The 15,432-nt window shown below is 68.4% G+C and carries 16 protein-coding genes; 4 read left to right on the top strand and 12 right to left on the bottom strand.

Translation table 11 applies throughout. The features are described from left to right. The first annotated feature begins 106 nt into the window (after positions 1-106). Positions 107-2,056, top strand: a complete 1,950-nt coding sequence (locus NS1_RS11485) for a TerD family protein (RefSeq protein ID WP_062984004.1) — start codon at positions 107-109, stop codon at positions 2,054-2,056. 40 nt (positions 2,057-2,096) lie between these two features. Here the strand turns inward: NS1_RS11485 and NS1_RS11480 are convergent, their stop codons facing one another. Beyond that, on the bottom strand, positions 2,097-3,407 hold the full coding sequence (locus tag NS1_RS11480) for a putative glycoside hydrolase (protein ID WP_255284493.1): 1,311 nt from the start codon (positions 3,405-3,407) through the stop codon (positions 2,097-2,099). A gap of 184 nt (positions 3,408-3,591) precedes the next feature. Here NS1_RS11480 and NS1_RS11475 point away from each other — a divergent pair, with 184 nt between their 5' ends. Beyond that, entirely contained in the window at positions 3,592-4,584 is a 993-nt protein-coding gene (locus NS1_RS11475) for a polysaccharide deacetylase family protein (RefSeq protein ID WP_255284492.1), read from the top strand. Positions 4,585-4,594: 10 nt separating this feature from the next. On the opposite strand, the gene NS1_RS11470 is transcribed toward NS1_RS11475, so the two are convergent. Then, entirely contained in the window at positions 4,595-5,887 is a 1,293-nt protein-coding gene (locus tag NS1_RS11470) for an outer membrane protein assembly factor BamB family protein (protein ID WP_062983998.1), read from the bottom strand. 121 nt (positions 5,888-6,008) lie between these two features. Here NS1_RS11470 and NS1_RS11465 point away from each other — a divergent pair, with 121 nt between their 5' ends. Further along, positions 6,009-6,755 carry an acyltransferase gene (locus tag NS1_RS11465; RefSeq protein WP_062983996.1) on the top strand — a complete coding sequence of 249 codons (747 nt, stop codon included), beginning with the start codon at positions 6,009-6,011 and terminating at the stop codon, positions 6,753-6,755. Between the two features lie 63 nt (positions 6,756-6,818). Then, positions 6,819-7,358: a DUF1697 domain-containing protein gene (locus NS1_RS11460; RefSeq protein ID WP_084503651.1), complete on the top strand. Its 540-nt coding sequence runs from the start codon at positions 6,819-6,821 to the stop codon at positions 7,356-7,358. Between the two features lie 9 nt (positions 7,359-7,367). Here NS1_RS11460 and NS1_RS11455 read toward each other — a convergent pair whose 3' ends face one another. From NS1_RS11455 to serB, 10 genes are all read right to left on the bottom strand, one after another. Continuing rightward, positions 7,368-7,574, bottom strand: a complete 207-nt coding sequence (locus NS1_RS11455; RefSeq protein WP_062983994.1) for a helix-hairpin-helix domain-containing protein — start codon at positions 7,572-7,574, stop codon at positions 7,368-7,370. A 67-nt stretch (positions 7,575-7,641) separates the two neighbouring features. After that, positions 7,642-8,820, bottom strand: coding sequence for a THUMP-like domain-containing protein (locus tag NS1_RS11450; protein ID WP_062983992.1), 1,179 nt, complete (start codon positions 8,818-8,820; stop codon positions 7,642-7,644). Then, positions 8,821-9,798 carry a class I SAM-dependent methyltransferase gene (locus tag NS1_RS11445; protein ID WP_056812277.1) on the bottom strand — a complete coding sequence of 326 codons (978 nt, stop codon included), beginning with the start codon at positions 9,796-9,798 and terminating at the stop codon, positions 8,821-8,823. A 107-nt stretch (positions 9,799-9,905) separates the two neighbouring features. Then, positions 9,906-10,682 (bottom strand): enoyl-CoA hydratase-related protein, encoded by a 777-nt coding sequence (locus tag NS1_RS11440; RefSeq protein WP_062983990.1) that lies wholly within the window; start codon positions 10,680-10,682, stop codon positions 9,906-9,908. 10 nt (positions 10,683-10,692) lie between these two features. Further along, on the bottom strand, positions 10,693-11,499 hold the full coding sequence (locus NS1_RS11435; RefSeq protein WP_062983988.1) for an NUDIX hydrolase: 807 nt from the start codon (positions 11,497-11,499) through the stop codon (positions 10,693-10,695). Between the two features lie 147 nt (positions 11,500-11,646). Then, complete coding sequence (locus tag NS1_RS11430; protein WP_056812283.1) at positions 11,647-12,483, bottom strand: ABC transporter ATP-binding protein; 837 nt, start codon at positions 12,481-12,483, stop codon at positions 11,647-11,649. Positions 12,484-12,501: 18 nt separating this feature from the next. Then, positions 12,502-12,660, bottom strand: a complete 159-nt coding sequence (locus NS1_RS39980) for a hypothetical protein (RefSeq protein ID WP_157125178.1) — start codon at positions 12,658-12,660, stop codon at positions 12,502-12,504. A 138-nt stretch (positions 12,661-12,798) separates the two neighbouring features. Then, positions 12,799-13,581: an aminoacyl-tRNA hydrolase gene (locus tag NS1_RS11425; RefSeq protein ID WP_062983986.1), complete on the bottom strand. Its 783-nt coding sequence runs from the start codon at positions 13,579-13,581 to the stop codon at positions 12,799-12,801. Positions 13,582-13,652: 71 nt separating this feature from the next. Further along, a complete protein-coding gene (locus tag NS1_RS11420; RefSeq protein WP_062983984.1) occupies positions 13,653-14,078 on the bottom strand; it encodes a protease inhibitor I42 family protein in 426 nt (141 codons plus the stop codon). A 79-nt stretch (positions 14,079-14,157) separates the two neighbouring features. Continuing rightward, positions 14,158-15,387, bottom strand: coding sequence for a phosphoserine phosphatase SerB (gene serB, locus NS1_RS11415; RefSeq protein WP_131816594.1), 1,230 nt, complete (start codon positions 15,385-15,387; stop codon positions 14,158-14,160). Between the last annotated feature and the right edge of the window lie 45 nt (positions 15,388-15,432).

The following is a 15,432-nucleotide window of genomic DNA, read 5'->3' as shown; positions in this document are numbered from 1 at the left end:
CCTCGGCACCGCCCGGAATCGCGGTGTGCGGCAAGGGGGTCAGCGAGTGGGTCGGCTGCATCAGCCTTGCGACTGACTGCCGACCATCGAAGGGTGAACCGCCACTGTGACGTCTCCACTGCTGTCCAAGGGCCAGAACATTCCGCTTCCCGAGGATGTCGACCGCATCGACATCGTGATCGGCTGGCCGGAACCCGAGCTCGAGGTCGACGCCTCCGCGCTGCTACTCGGCGTCGATCGGCGCGTCGGATCCGATGCTGATTTCGTCTTCTACAACCAGACCGAATCATCCGACGGCTCAGTGCGTTTCCTCGGGACGAGCGCCACCGAGGAGGGAAAACAGGCCAGAATCTCGATCGAGCTGTCGGCGGTTCCCGCACACGTACACACCATTGCGCTGGCGGGCAGCGTCGGCGAAGGCACCTTCGGGGCGCTGGGCAAACTCGCGTTCCACGTCATGGATCCCGCCGGACACTCGCTGGCCGAATATCTCACCGCCGACGCGGATACAGAGTCGGCGTTCGTGTTCGGCGAGATATATCGACGGGACGGCAGCTGGAAGGTGCGCGCCGTCGGGCAGGGATGGGATTCGGGATTGTGCGGGCTCGCCACCGATTTCGGTGTCGCGGTCGAGGACCCCGAACCCGCGGCCGTCGAGACAGCGGAGCCGGAAGTCGTTACTCCCGAGTCACGGGCGGTTCAGGCACCGGCTCGTGGCGTGGTGACCACCAGGCGCGTGGTGCGCAAAACCAGACCGATCGAATTCCGGCAGGCCGAATCCGACGCCTGGCAACCAGCTCGCCTGTTCTCGGTCATCGGGGTGGGAGCGGGTGAGGAGCAGGAGCGGCGCACCACCTCCGCGCTCATCGCCACCATGCAGGCCGTCCGGCCATTCGCCCGCGCCATCTGTGCCCGGATGGGCGCGCCCGCAGGGGCTTTCGAGGGCTACTTCGAAGTGCAGTACGAAACGGGTGATACCAAGGTCATCCCGGATGCGGTGCTGAAGGTGAGTCGCGGCGCCAAGCAGTGGACCGGTCTGCTGGAAGTGAAGACGGGTAACGGCAAGCTCCGGCGTGATCAGTTGGAGAGCTACCTCGATGTCGCGCGGCGAAAGAAGTACGACGCCGTCGTCAGCCTGTCCAACGACATCCCCGCCGGGCCGGGCGAACTGCCTGTCCAAGTGGACCGCCGCAAGCTGACGAAGGTCGCACTGCGCCATCTGTCGTGGGCCGAAGTGGCCCACGAGGCGCGCATGCTCGCCACGCACGGTGGCATCGACGACGCCCTGCAAGCGTGGATTCTCGCCGAGTTCCTGCGTTTCCTCGACCATCCCCGTTCGGGCGCAGCCGAGTTCGTCGACATGGGCAGGCACTGGGTCACAGTCCGTGACTCCGTCACCCAGGGCACCCTGCGGGCGGGCGATGCGAAAGCGCTGACGGTCGCCGACACGTGGGTAGCGCTGTGCAGGCACCTCGCATTGCGACTCACGGCCGAGCTCGGCGTCGAGGTCAAGCATGTTCTCGCCCGCAAGTTCCAGTCCGATCCGGCGGCGCGCGCCGCCGCCGTGGCCGACCGGTTGGCCACCGACGGTTCGTTCGAAGCCGTCCTCCGTATCCCCGAAACCGCTGGCGACCTCACCGTCATCGCTGATGTGCGTACCAACAAGGTCCGCTGCCGCACCACCATCGCCGCACCTGACGAAGGCACCCAGGCCCGGCGGGTGTCCTGGCTGACCAAGCAGCTCACCGACGCGTCGGGCCGCGTCCAGGTCGAAGCCGTCTTCGCCGAACGTGGCAACGAAACCTGCGAATTCCTCGACACCGTCCGCACCACCCCCAAGTCACTCATCGACGGCCGTACCAGCCCGATCGTCTCGTTCACCCTCGAACAGACCTTCCCGATGGGCAGCAAACGTTCCGGCACCGCGGCCAGCTTCATCGCCAGCGTCACGACCGCCACCGACGCCTTCTACGGATCGGTGGTGCAACCTCTGCGCGAGTGGGTTCCCGCGGCCCCCAAACAGGCCGAGGTCACTGCGACGGAGCCGGTCGAGTAGTTCTACGACCGCTCAGCGGATGTGCGAGATCCTGGGGCGTTCACCTGCGGGGCGGCTCAGGAAGGGTGGAGGCAAGGCCGCCGCCGTGGTAGCGGGTGGCGGCGTTCCAGAGGAAGAAGCTGTCTATGCCCGCGTCTCGGGTGGCGTCGATCTGGGCGCGGAGTTCGGCGTCGCCGTAGGTGACGCCGAGGCTGAAGTCTTGGAGCCAGGGGGCTACTTTCGCGCTGGTGCCCGCGGTGGCCGCTCGGAAGTCCTGCAGTGAGCGGAAGACGATGTCGTAGGGCTGGGCGTTGGGGTTCGCGACGCCGTATTCGCCGGGGCCCCAATGCGATGGGTAGATCATGGGCGCCACGAAGTCGACGCTGCGCGACATCAGGGGGATGTCCTGGGCGATCTCGTCGGGGCGGGTGGAGGCGATTCCGTAGACCGCGGCGCTCAGGTGCGCGCCCGCCAGGTGCACGGGGTAGCGGCTCTCGGCGAGGAAGTCCGCGACCGCGGTGGCGGGCGTGGTGGCGAGTCCGGCGAAATTCATGCTGGTCAGGCTGCCGTCCGGGCGGCGGACGTAGTCGTACATGATGCCGTCGAAGCCGAGCTGTGCGGCTTCCACCGCGAGAGCGATGTTGTATTGCCGCACTTCGGGATCGGCGAAATTGGTGAACGCGACCGGGCCGTAGTGGCTGGAATAGGGCTGCCCGGAAGGATTCTGGACAACCCAGTCGGGCCGTCCGTTGTGCCAGGCCCAGCTCGCGAGAGTCGGGTCGCGGAACGCGACGATGCGGCCGACCACCTGCAGGCCCATGTCGTGCAATTGCCGGAGGGCGGCCGGGGCATCGTAAATCGCTGCGGTGGCGCCGGATTCGACAGCCAGTGGTACCTGGGAGGCGTAACCGACCACGCCGTCCTCGTCTTTGATATCGAGCTGCACGGTATCGATACGGCCTTCGCGGGCGAGGTCGAGGACAGCTTCGCGCAGGCCCTCGTGCGACCAGGCGTGCGCGGTGACGTGCACCGCGCGCATCCTCGGCAGGGTGCTCTGTGTGACCAGGGTGCTGCCGGCCTGATTGCCCTGGGCGTCCACCGCGACGACCTCGAAAGCCGGGGCCCATCGCACCGAGAGCTCGAATGTCCCGTCGGCGGCGGGGACCACCGAATCCGGTCCGATGGATACGCGCACCGCGTCGACGGCGGTGCCGCGCACCACGACCGGCGCACGATAGGAGCTCACGGGCTCGGGCGGCGCCATCCGGAGCGTCGGCGGCACGGTGTCCGCGGACGGCAACTCGGCCGATCTACTCAGTGCGAATCCGGCCACCAGGGAGACGACCAGCGCCGCGAGACCGACACCGATCACCGGGGCCATCCATCGCCGTCGATCGGCCCATCGGAGCTGCAATCCCAACGTCAACACCGCCTTCCAAAAACATTGACGCGCCAACTATTTCGCAGTTCCGACAGGGTGTACTCGGTATCGATAGATCGACTGTAATCCGTCGCCGCGGCGTAATATCGCATTGATGATGGGCGGTTCGAACACAATGTTGTGGCTCGCGTCGGCGGTAACGCTGGCCGCCGCACTCACGGCGTGTGCCGGGGTGGACAACGAAGCGGCGTCGACGGGTCAACCGGCCGCGCCCGTGACGACAGCGAAACCCGCACCACCGAATCCAGCCGAGATCGCCGCCAACGAACTGGGATTCGTTCCGGTGCTGATGTACCACCAGATCGCACCGAACCCGGCAGGCGAATACGACCAGACCCCGGCGGAGTTCCGCGACGAACTGGAACGGCTGTACCGCGAGAACTATCGCCCGGTGACCGCCGCGCAATACATCGCAGGCGACCTCGACCTGCCCGCCGGCACCCACCCGGTGGTGCTGACCTTCGACGATTCCACCAGCAGCCAAGTCGGTTTCACCGACTCCGGCGCGGTGGCCCCGGACAGTGCCGCGGGCATCCTCACCGAATTCGGCGCCCGCTACCCGGACTTCCGGCCGGTGGCCACCTTCTACGTCAACAACGACCCCTTCGGCGGCGACCCGCGCGCGCTGCCATGGCTGATCGCCAACGGCCACGAAATCGGCGCGCACACCGCCGATCACGCCAACCTCGCGAGCCTGAACGCCGACAATGTGCAGCGCGAACTCGTGCAGAATGTGCGCGCGGTGACCACGGCCGCGCCGGGCGTCACCGTACGCACAATGGCGCTTCCGCTCGGCGTCTTTCCCCGCGATCACGCGCTGGCCACGGCGGGCGCCTGGGACGGCACCCCCTACCGCTTCGACGCCGTGATGCTGGTCGGCTCCAACCCCGCCCCGGCCCCGTACGGCGCGGTCGACCCCGGCGCGGTGCCGCGTATCCGATCGGGCCGGGGTGCGGTCCCGTTCGATTCGGTCTATTGGCTGGACTGGCTCGCCGCGAACCCGGACCAGCGCTACACCGCCGACGGCGACCCCGCGCGCATCTCCTTCACCCGGCAGCGCGCGACAGAACTCGACGCGCGCTGGCAGGACCGAGCCAACCCGTACTGAGGTGGCCCGGTCAGGCGTCCGGCGTGAAGGCGAAGATCTCGCCGAGGCGGGTGGCGACGACGACTTCGCCTTCGGGCCCGATGGAGGTGCCCGTGGTGGTGCCGGTGGCCGCCGGAAGTGGGTCGGAGTCGACGGTGTTGCCGGTGCCGGTGTCGAAGGTGATGAGATTGAGGCCCGCGCCGATGGCGGCGACGGTGTAGCCGATGTCGCCCGCGGTTTGTGCCGGGGTGCCGCGGAGGGTGAGATCCTTGCGCTCCCAGACGATCTCGGCCTTGTCACCGTTGTCGCGCAGTGCGGTCAGGTAGCCGTCGTCGCCCGCCGGGATGATCAGATCGCCCGCGACGGAGATGCCACCGCGAGGGGCCCACGGCAGGGGCTGAACCCAGCGGGTGGCGCCGTCGGCGGTGTCGAGGGCGATCAGGCGCTTGCTGTTGTCGCCGATGTAGACGGTGTCACCGTCGGCGGACAGGGTCGGGCTGGTCGCGCTGCCACCGGTGAGGATCTCGGCGCTCCACTCCTGGGTCACGGCGCCGTTGCCGTAGCGCATCGCGCGCAGGGCGGCGGCCTGCTTGCCCGGCTCCCAGACGGTGACGAAGAAACGGCCGGTCGACGGGTCGACGGCGGTGGTGTTCGCGACGGCGCAGCGGGGGCCGCCGACCTGGCAGTCGTCGAGGCCGTCGCCGGAGGCGGGTCGGGTGAGGCCCGGGTATTTCAGGAAGTCGGGTTCGCCGAGCAACTGCACCGTGGGCACCTCACGACCGCCGGTCTGACGGCTGAGCACGTCGACCTGGCCGGATTGGGTCACCGTCAGCAGCTTGCCGTCGCCGGTGAACTGGATGGCCACCGGGACGCCCGCGACGGGGGTGCGCCAGCGCGGCTGGCCGAGGTAGTTGAACGAATTCACCGCGCCGTCGTCACCGACGTAGACATTGCTGACCCCGTCGAGCACCGTCGGCGCTTCGATCGTCGACGGTCCGAGCGGGTTGCAGAAGCGTTTGCGGCCGGTGAGCATCTGGAAGGAGAAGATCGCGCAGTTGCCGGTGCTCGTGGTGACGAACATCTGGCCGTCGGCGCCGATCGTCAACGGCTGGGCGATCGGGCCACCCACCGGACGTGACCAGCTCAGCGACACCGACTCCGCACCCGACACCGGACTGCTGCTCGCATTGCCGCCGTCGTGATGCGTTGCGGGCCAACCCTTTCCGGCGCCGACGGTGATGTCGTCCACATCCGTACCGCACCCGGCCAGCGCCACCACACCGGCGGCAGCGAGCGAGGCAACGACGCGAGTCCGAGTTCGCACCTGCTGATCTCCCTGTGTAATCGGGGTATGGCACGGTAAGTGTGCCCTGCGAAAGTACTCTGTGTACCCGACGACCGAATCCCCGGGGCAGGCCCGGCGGATCATGACGGGAGAGTAGTTCGTGACGAGCATGTGGGGCGCGCCGCTGAGCGCGCGCTGGCGTGGATCACGCCGCCGCGATCCGCAGCAGGCCCGATTTCTGACCAGGGACTCGCTGCGCTGGGTGCTCGCCAACCGCGCCTACACCCCCTGGTACCTGGTGCGTTATTACCGCCTCGCCAAGTTCCGCCTGGCCAACCCGCATATCGTGCTGCGCGGAATGGTCTTCCTCGGCCGCAATGTGGAGATCCACGCGACCCCGGAATTCGCGCGCATGGAGATCGGCCGCTGGGTGCACATCGGTGACGGCAACGCTCTGCGCTGCCACGAGGGCTCGCTGCGCATCGGCGACAAGGTGGTGTTCGGCAAGGACAACGTCGTCAACACCTACCTCGACATCGAGATCGGTGAGTCGACCCTGGTCGCCGACTGGTGCTACATCTGCGACTTCGACCATCGCATGGACGACATCAACATGCCCATCAAGGACCAGGGCATCGTGAAGAGCCCCGTGCGCATCGGTCCCGACACCTGGATCGCGGCCAAGGTCACCGTGCTGCGCGATACCAGGGTGGGGCGTGGGTGCGTGCTCGGCGCGCACGCGGTGGTGCGTGGGGACGTCCCCGACTTCAGCATCGCCGTCGGCGCTCCCGCCAAGGTCGTGAAGAACCGCAAGGTCGCCTGGGATGCGAGCGCCGAGGAGCGCGAGGCCTACATGGCGGCGCTGGCCGACATCGAGCGCAAGAAGAAGGCCGCGGCCGAGACCTAGCATTTCGCGGACACGGGCATCGGAAGCGAAGTGTCTGTCGGTGGGGGTCGGTACGGTCAGCCCGTGGAGAGTTATGCGGCGTTGCTGCGGGGGATCATGCCGACCAACCCGAACATGCGCAACGAGAAATTGCGGGGGGTGTTCGAGGGGCTGGGCTTCGAGAAGGTCGCCTCGGTGCTCACGAGCGGCAATGTCGTCTTCCGCGCCGCTGACGACCCCGCCGACCTGGAAGCCCGCATTCAGCAGGCACTCAACGCCGAACTCGGCATCCCCGGCGGCACCATCATCCGCAGTCGTCCCGAACTGCGCGCGCTCCTCGACCGCGACCCCTTCGAAGGCCTCCCCCACGAACGCGGCTCCTACCTCACCGTCACCTTCTTCAAGGCGAAGATGCGCGAAGCCGATACCAAAGCCTTCGACGACGACCCCCTCACCCGCGTCATCGGCTACGACCGCAAAGCCCGCGCCTTCCTCACCGTCCTCGACAACAGCACCGGCACGACCCCCGACTTCATGGCCCGCCTGGAGAAGACCTACGGCAAGGACATCACCACCCGTACCTGGCTCACCGTGCAGCGCGTGGTCAAGAAGATGGAAGCCTGAGCCCGCGCCTCAGTCGGCGAAGGCGAGCCCACGGGCCGCCAGTTCCTCGCCGAGGATGCGGATGGATTTCGGCCCGACGCCGTGGATGGCGAGCAGTACTTTCGCACTGACCTGGGTGAGCTGTGCGTAGCTGGTATAGCCGTGCGCAGCCAGCTCTCGCGTCGCTACCTTGCCGATCCCCCGGGGGAATTCCGTCTCGGCCACCGCATCCGCCATCGTGCGCACCTTTCGTGTCCGGCTGTCTCTGACGACAGACTAGGTGCGGTCACCGACACGTGAGCTGTCAGCGGGTGGGCGCGACTGCTCGGCAGAGGAACACGACACCGGCTCGGCCGATACGGGTGATCACCAGGGTGTACGGCGTCGAGCCCCGCTGCTTGAGCTTCTTGCGCAGGGCGTCGGGGTCGACGTCCACGCCGCGGATGAGGATTTCCAGGGAGCCACAGTCGCGGCGGGCGAGCTCCTGGCGCAGGGTCTTCTCGCGGAGTTCGAAGCGGCCTTCGATGCGAAAGCCGCGCATGCCCGTGGGGACCGTGTCGCCGGTGAGGTAGGCGATCTGTGGGTCCAGTTGCCAGAGGCCGTGTTTCGCGGCGTAATGCCGAACGAGGCCGGCGCGGACGACAGCGCCGTCGGGGTCGATGATCCACTCGCCGGGGGCGCGATCGGGGATGTCGTCGGGGGCGGCATCGGTGAGAGTTGTCGCGCCGCCACGGGAGTCCAGGACGGTGGCGCGGCGGGTGACGCCGGGCTCGGTGAGGCCGGGTGACCAGAGGCAGGCTTCGCGCACGGCCCCGTCGAGGGAGACGACCTCCACTTCGCCGTCCCAGCCGAGGCGATCGAAATCCAGGCCGGGAGCGGACTTCACGGCGATATCGCGGCCCGCGTAGGCGGCGAGCAGATCCGGCAGCGGGGGTTGGAGCTTCGCGGGATCGTAGGTCCGGCGACCGTCTGCTCGGCGAGCCGGATCGGCGATGATCACGGTGCCGCGAGTGGTCGGGACGAGGGCGTCGGCCTTGGCCAACACAATGTTTCGACCGACCGCTGCGAGATTATGGGCGGCCATGGCCAAGCGGACATCGTCGAGATCGCTGCCGACCACCGCCGGACAGGCCGCCGCCAGCTCGGAAAGTTCCGCACCGATCGAGCAGGTCACGTCGTGGACCGCGCGACCGGCCAATCGAGCGGCCCGATGCCGGGCCACCAGCGCGGGTGTCGCCTGTTGCAGTGAGTCGTCGGTGAACAACCACTCGCGCGCCGCGGGCAGCTTCACCACGGCCTTGCGACGCAATCGCACGGTCTCGATCAGCGCGGGCGCCGAGTCACCGTGCGAACGACGCACCTGCTCGATATCGCGCAGGTGCGTCGCGGGGGTCAGCTCCAGCCGGTCGACCTCGGCGAGCGCGGCACGGCCTGCCGCACTGCCGAGATAGGCGACGTCGTCGCGGCCGAAGCGGTAGCCCACCTACTTCTGCGCCGCGCCCGGCTTCACGCCGGTGATCATCGCGTTGTAGAAGAACTCGCGCGGCACGACCTTGCGCAGCACGTTCTCGTCCAGCCAGCTCAGGCCCAGCCACGCGCGGTACTGCGCCAGGCGGTACGGCATGGTCAGCTTCTCGTCGGGGACGGCGGCCTCGAAGGTGCGCACCGGCCAGCCCCACAGGGCGGCGGCGAGTTCCTCGGTGGTGGCCTTCACATCGACGGCACCCGCGGACTTCGCCTTCTTCTCGAGATCGCTCGGGTCGAAGGTGTGCAGGTCGACGACGGCCTCGAGCGCGGCGGCGCGGGAGGACTCGTCCAGCTCGGTCTGCGGACGACGCCAGCCGGACAGGAACGGCAGCTTGGTGATCTCGGTGGTCACCTTCCAGGTGGCCTGGCCGAGGCGACGGGCGTAGATGTTGCCGATGGTGGTCGGCTCACCGGCGAACACGAAGCGTCCGCCCGGCTTGAGCACGCGCAGGCACTCCTTGAGCGCCAGCTCCACGTCGGGGATGTGGTGCAGCACGGCGTGGCCGCAGACCAGATCGAAGGTGTCGTCGTCGTACGGGATGGTCTCGGCGTCGGCGACGCGACCGTCGACATCCAGACCGAGGTGCTCGGCGTTGCGCAGCGCGACCTTCACCATGCCGGGCGAGAGGTCGGTGACCGAACCGGACTTGGCGACGCCGCCCTGCATCAGGTTGAGGAGGAAGAATCCGGTGCCACAGCCCAGCTCGAGCGCGCGCTCGTACGGCAGCGGAGCCGGGCCGACGGCGAGGTCGAACCGGCCGCGCGCATACGCGATACAGCGTTCGTCATAGGAGATCGACCACTTGTCGTCGTAGGTCTCCGCTTCCCAGTCGTGGTACAGGACCTGGGCGAGTTTGGTGTCTTTGCGCGCTGCTTCGACCTGGGCCGCGGTGGCGTGGGGGTTCGGCGCCGGGTCGTCGGGATGGACCGTCATAGAGGCCAGCCTAATATGTGTGTCTCGGCACGCCGCTGCTGGGACGAGGGACGGCCCTTTCACTCGTCCGGTCGGCCCGGAACGGGTATTAACTTATCGGTAAGTTGCTACTTTCCGGTGAAGGTAGCGCTGTTCGGACCGTCGGCCGCGAACGTGCGGGTGCCGAGGCGGGCGTCGTCGGTGTCGAACAGGGCAGACCATTCGGTGACGGCGGTGGAGTGGCCGTGCGGCCCGGATTCGAAGACCGCCTTGGCGGCGGCGAGGGCGCGCGGGGCGGCGGTGACGAACTGGGCAGCCCAGGCGCGGGCGGCGGTGAGAACGTCGTCGGGGGCTACCACCTCGTCGACCAGCCCGATCTTCGCGGCTTCCTCGGCATCCACGAAACGGCCGGTATAGACGATGTCCTTGGCGCGGCTGGCGCCGATGAGAAGTGAGAGCCTGCGGATGCCGGAGAGCGGGATCAGGCCGGCTTTGATCTGCGGAAGACCCAGTTTCACGTTGTCGCCGATGATCCGGTGGTCGGCACCGAGCGCGAGTTCGAGACCGGCGCCGAGGCAGTAGCCGGTGATCGCGGCGACCGTCGGCTGCGGAACCCGCGAGAGACAACCGAGCGCGGCCTGGAGATCGGCGGCCATGGCGGCGGCCTGTCCGGCGTCGAGCGCGGCCAGCTCCGACATCTCGTCGCCCGCGCTGAACACCCGCTCGTCGCCGTAGACGATCAGGGCAGAGACCCCGGGATGCTCGGCTACCGTGGCCGCCGCGGCCGCCACCTCACGGGCCAGCTGGGCGTCGACGAGGTTCAGCGGCGGACGATCGATGCGCAACAGCGCGACGCCACGGGTGGTCGGCTCGGCGGGCAGTTCGAGGGTCACGAATTCGGCCATGGGCCACAACCTACCGGCCGCCGAATGCACCCAACTGCGGCAGTTCGTCGAAATACCGTTCACTGTCGGGGAAGTCCGACAGCGGACGACCGCCCGCTCCCGGCGAGTACTTCGGCATGATCGACTCGATGACGCGTTCGGCGGCCAGCACGGCCGCGGTGTCGGCGAACCCGCACAGCGCGTCGAGCTGCGACCACGTCGGTGGCATCAGCACGTGTTCGCCCTCGCGCCAGCTCGCCAGGGCGTCCTGCGGGGTCCGCCAGATCACCTGGGAGGCCTCGGAGGTGGCGCCGTCGGCGATCTGGCCCTGCGGGAGCACCGCGACGAAGAAGCGAGTGTCGTAGCGGCGGGGTTCGGCCTCGGGAGTGATCCAGTTCGACCACGGGCGCAGCAGATCGGCGCGCAACACCAGGCCCTCGCTCGCGAGGAAATCGGCGAGCGACAGTTCGCGGCGCTCGAGCTTGCCCCGCGCCTCGCGATAGCGCGCCGAGTCGTCGACGACGGTGTCCGCGGTCGGACCGGCGAGCAGCACTCCGCATTCCTCGAACGTTTCCCGCACGGCAGCGGCGACGAGCGCCTGCGCGGTCTGTTCGTCGGTGGCGAAACGCTTCGCCCACCACGCGGGTTCGGGGCCCGTCCAGGCGATATCGGCTGTGCCGTCGGCAGCGTCGACACCACCGCCGGGGAACACTGTCACCCCCGCGGCGAACGCCATCGCCTTGACTCGACGCTGCAGGAACACCTCGATCCCGGCCTCGCCGTCACGCACCAGCATCACGGTCGACGCGTCCCGCGCGGGGACCCCGGACTCACTCATACCGTTCCTCTCCACCACCGAACCGACTGCTCGGCGACCGACACCGCGGCCTCCCGGCCGCGATCGGCTACCTCCTGCGAGCGCAGCCGACCTCTCAGCACCCTAACGCCCGCTTGGTCGACGGTGCGGAGAGATTCCCCTCAGCGGTCAGTTCCGGCGCCGATGCCCACCCGAACGGCGCGCCCGCCGCGCGAACCAGCGACCGTCGATCCGGTCGAGGGCGATCGACTGACTGAAGGCTCTGCTCAGATTCTCGGCGGTGACCACGTCGCCCAGGAGCCCCTGGCCGACCACCTCACCCTCCTTGAGGAGCAGCGCATGGGTGAAGCCGGGCGGGATCTCCTCGACGTGATGGGTCACCAACACCATCGCGGGCGCGTCGGGGTCGGCGGCGAGATCGCCGAGACGCTCGACGAGTTCCTCGCGCCCACCCAGGTCGAGGCCCGCGGCCGGTTCGTCGAGCAGCAGCAGTTCCGGATCGGTCATCAGTGCGCGCGCGATCAGCACCCGCTTGCGTTCGCCTTCGGACAGGGTGCCGTAGGTGCGGTCGGAAAGATGTTCGGCGCCCAGGGTTTCCAGCATGTCGACGGCGCGTTCGGTATCGATGTCCTCGTAGCGCTCGCGCCAGCGGCCGAGCACCGCGTAGCCGGCCGAGACCACGAGGTCGCTGACCTTCTCGTCCACCGGGATCCGGCTGGCCACCGCCGCCGAGGACAAGCCGATGCGTGGTCGCAGTTCGCTGACGTCGACGCGACCGAGCGTCTCCCCCAACAGATTCGCGTTACCAGAGGTCGGGTGGAGTTCGGCGGCGGCCATTCTCAACAGCGAGGTCTTGCCCGCGCCGTTCGGGCCGAGCACCACCCAGCGTTCGTCGAGCTCTACTTGCCAAGAGACAGGGCCGACCAGGGTTCGGCCCGAGCGGCGGATGGTCACGTCGGAGAAGTCGATGAGCAAATCGGGATCGGGTTGCGACACGCGCTCCATCTTGGCCCACGCGGGCTCTCAGCGCAGCGACCGGCCCGTACGAGATTCGTCGATCCTGGTCGTCAACGGGTCATTCGCATTGCGAACTTCGCTACGCAACATCCGCGCGGCGACAAAAGAGACAGGCACCGACAGCGCGACCCAGACGATCAGGATCACCACAATTGTCGTCATCATCGCGGAACCTCCCTGTACCTCGACGTGCCAAGCTGTCCGTTACGTATACCCCCGGGGCACCCACGCCACACCGCGTTATCGCGGCGAGTCGCGAAAACCGCAACGTAGCTGTCGGATTCGTCTGGTATGCGGCTGCGATCACTCCCGTGAGGGCACCGCGATCACCGTCATCGAGCCCGGCGCCACCTCGGTGAAACCGGCGTCGCGCACAGGCACCGCACGACCCGCCGCCACCTCGGCCACCAAACCCGCCCACTGCTGTTCGTCCGCGTCGCGCACAGCGCACCGGAACCCGCGCCCTGCCCACGCGGCCACCTCGTGCAGCGGCAACGCACCCGCCAGCAACATGCTCGCATGCCCGACCTGCGCGGCCGCCTTGCCCACCGACATCTTCAACGCCGCGTTCACCCACAGAACCGGCAACGTCGGATCCACCGGGCCGGGCTCGTCGTGTTCGAGATCGGTTCCGCCGATCTGGAGTTTGCGGACACGCTGATCGATCTCCCCGACCGGACCGGGGACGAACGCACGAGCCTGCGCGCCGTCCACATCGACAGTCACCCCGTCGACGTCACCCGCGGCCACCCACTGGGCGCCACGCGCGCGCCGGGCGACCTTCCTGATCCGCGACCGCTTCCACGCGAGATACCGCGGCTCCCACTCCCCACCCGGCCCCGACCGTGGGTCGAGGCACACCGCGACGGCCGCGGCGGCCGCGGCTTCCAGCAGGGCGCTGCGGGCGGGCGGATCGACCTTGGGAATGTGCAACACCATCTGCATCGCCTGCACCATCGCCGGATCGTCGGGGTCGCCGATGCCACCGTAGCCCTGTGCCAATTCCGCATGCGCAGCGGCGAATTCGGCCGCCTCGTCGCGAACCGTCGCCTCGGCCTGCTCCTCGGTTTCCAACCCACTACTCATGCCACAACACCCGTTCGATCGACACCGGTCCGCCCGCCAGCCTAATCGCGGGGGGCGTGGCCTTACCGCGTTCAGCTCACCCGGACATCCACCATGAAGGTCGGCTCGGGGCCGATCGACGGTTCGCTGGACGGCCCGTAGGTGAACTGCAGCGCGGTCACGCCCCGCTCGATCGCCCGGAACGGCCACACCGTGGCGTTGCCCTCACTGGTCGGCCCACCGTCGGGGATCAGAATGCCCTTCTCGACGTTGACCAGGCCCCACTCACCGGTCGACGCGGGATCTCGCGGCAGACGCACCAGCAGGCGCTGGCCCACCGTGGCCACGACCGTGCTGCCGTTGGCGGCCAGCTCGATCATCAGCGGTTCGACCGCGGACTGCGGAACGGCGGTCGGCTGGAGGGTGACGTCATAGGGTTCGGTCTCGTCGCCACCGCATCCGGCCGTCAATCCGCCGAGACCCGCCAGGGCGACCAGGACGAGAAATGACCTGCGCACAACAACCTCCCGATGACGAGCGGTGACGACGTGCCTGTGCGGTCACTCTACGTCGGTGAGGTCGCGATTCCGCGTGACGCTACCGGCCGAGCAGTGGAACCCGGCGTACGCCACCGTCACGCGCGTCGGCCGCTTCCACCTCGTCGCGGGTGACGCCGAGGATGAACAGCACCGCGTCCAGGTACGGATGCGACAGCGCCGTGTCGGCCACCTCGCGCAGCGCGGGCTTGGCGTTGAACGCCACGCCTAGCCCGGCCGCGTTGAGCATGTCGATGTCGTTGGCGCCGTCACCGACCGCGACGGTCTGCTCCATCGGCACCCCCGCCTCGGCGGCGAACTTGCGTAGCGCGGTCGCCTTGAACGCCCGGTCGACGATCTCGCCGACGACCCGCCCGGTGAGCTTGCCGTCGATGATCTCCAGGGTGTTGGCCTGCACGAAATCGAGTTCCAGCTCGTGCGCGAGCGGCTCGATCACCTGCCGGAACCCACCGGAGACCACGCCGCAGCGGAAGCCGAGCCTGCGCAGGGTGCGAATCGTGGTGCGCGCGCCCGGGGTGAGCTCGATCCGGTCGGCGACCTCCTCGATCACCGACTCGTCGAGACCTTCGAGGGTGGCCACTCGCTGACGCAGCGATTCGGCGAAGTCGAGCTCGCCGCGCATCGCGGCCTCGGTGACCTCGCGGACCTGGTCCTCCACACCGGCGTGCGCGGCCAGCATCTCGATCACTTCGCCCGTGATCAGGGTGGAGTCGACGTCGAACACGATGAGGCGCTTGGCCCGGCGGGCCAGGCCCGCCCGTTCCACTGCGATGTCGACCCGCTCGGCGACCGCGACCTCGGCCAGGGCCGTGCGCAGCCGCGCGTCGCCTTCGTCGCTGGTGTCGGTCGCGGTGACCATCAGTTCCATGCCGGTCACCGGGTAGTCGGCGATGCCACGGATGGAGTCGATATTGGCGCCGCCGGTGGCCAGTTCCCGCGAGATCGCGCTGAAGGCCTTCGCGGTGACCGGGGCGCCGAGCACCACAACCGCGTGGGTCGACATCGGCGGCTTGCCGATCTGCGCGTCCACGGACACGTCGACCTGCATGCCGACGGTGTTCATGGCCTCTTCGAGCTCGTCCTGCAACGCCTCGGGGTCGTTGGGGCACGACACCAGCACCCCGAGGGTGAGCCGTCCCCTGATGACCACCTGCTCCACGTCCAGCAAACTCACCTGGTGCCGCGACAACGTCGCCAGCAGCACCGATGTGACGCCCGGTCGGTCGGGGCCGGTGACGGTCACGAGAACTGTGGTGTCGGCCAAGTCGATCTGCTCCGTTCGATTACCCACAAAAAGAGTGTGCACCCGCTGGTC

It is taken from the genome of Nocardia salmonicida NBRC 13393 (assembly GCF_001613085.1).
Taxonomy (GTDB): Bacteria; Actinomycetota; Actinomycetes; order Mycobacteriales; family Mycobacteriaceae; genus Nocardia; species Nocardia salmonicida.
Note: the sequence above shows the minus strand (reverse complement) of the source record. Positions and strands in the feature narration are given on the sequence as shown.

Excerpts from the sequence above, each read along its gene's own strand:
- NS1_RS39980 (WP_157125178.1), bottom strand. The coding sequence starts at position 12,660 with ATGATGACGACAATTGTGGTGATCCTGATCGTCTGGGTCGCGCTGTCG.
- NS1_RS11435 (WP_062983988.1), bottom strand. The coding sequence starts at position 11,499 with ATGAGTGAGTCCGGGGTCCCCGCGCGGGACGCGTCGACCGTGATGCTG.
- NS1_RS11425 (WP_062983986.1), bottom strand. The coding sequence starts at position 13,581 with ATGAGTAGTGGGTTGGAAACCGAGGAGCAGGCCGAGGCGACGGTTCGC.
- NS1_RS11445 (WP_056812277.1), bottom strand. The coding sequence starts at position 9,798 with ATGACGGTCCATCCCGACGACCCGGCGCCGAACCCCCACGCCACCGCG.
- NS1_RS11440 (WP_062983990.1), bottom strand. The coding sequence starts at position 10,682 with ATGGCCGAATTCGTGACCCTCGAACTGCCCGCCGAGCCGACCACCCGT.
- NS1_RS11475 (WP_255284492.1), top strand. The coding sequence starts at position 3,592 with ATGTTGTGGCTCGCGTCGGCGGTAACGCTGGCCGCCGCACTCACGGCG.
- NS1_RS11430 (WP_056812283.1), bottom strand. The coding sequence starts at position 12,483 with ATGGAGCGCGTGTCGCAACCCGATCCCGATTTGCTCATCGACTTCTCC.
- NS1_RS11455 (WP_062983994.1), bottom strand. The coding sequence starts at position 7,574 with ATGGCGGATGCGGTGGCCGAGACGGAATTCCCCCGGGGGATCGGCAAG.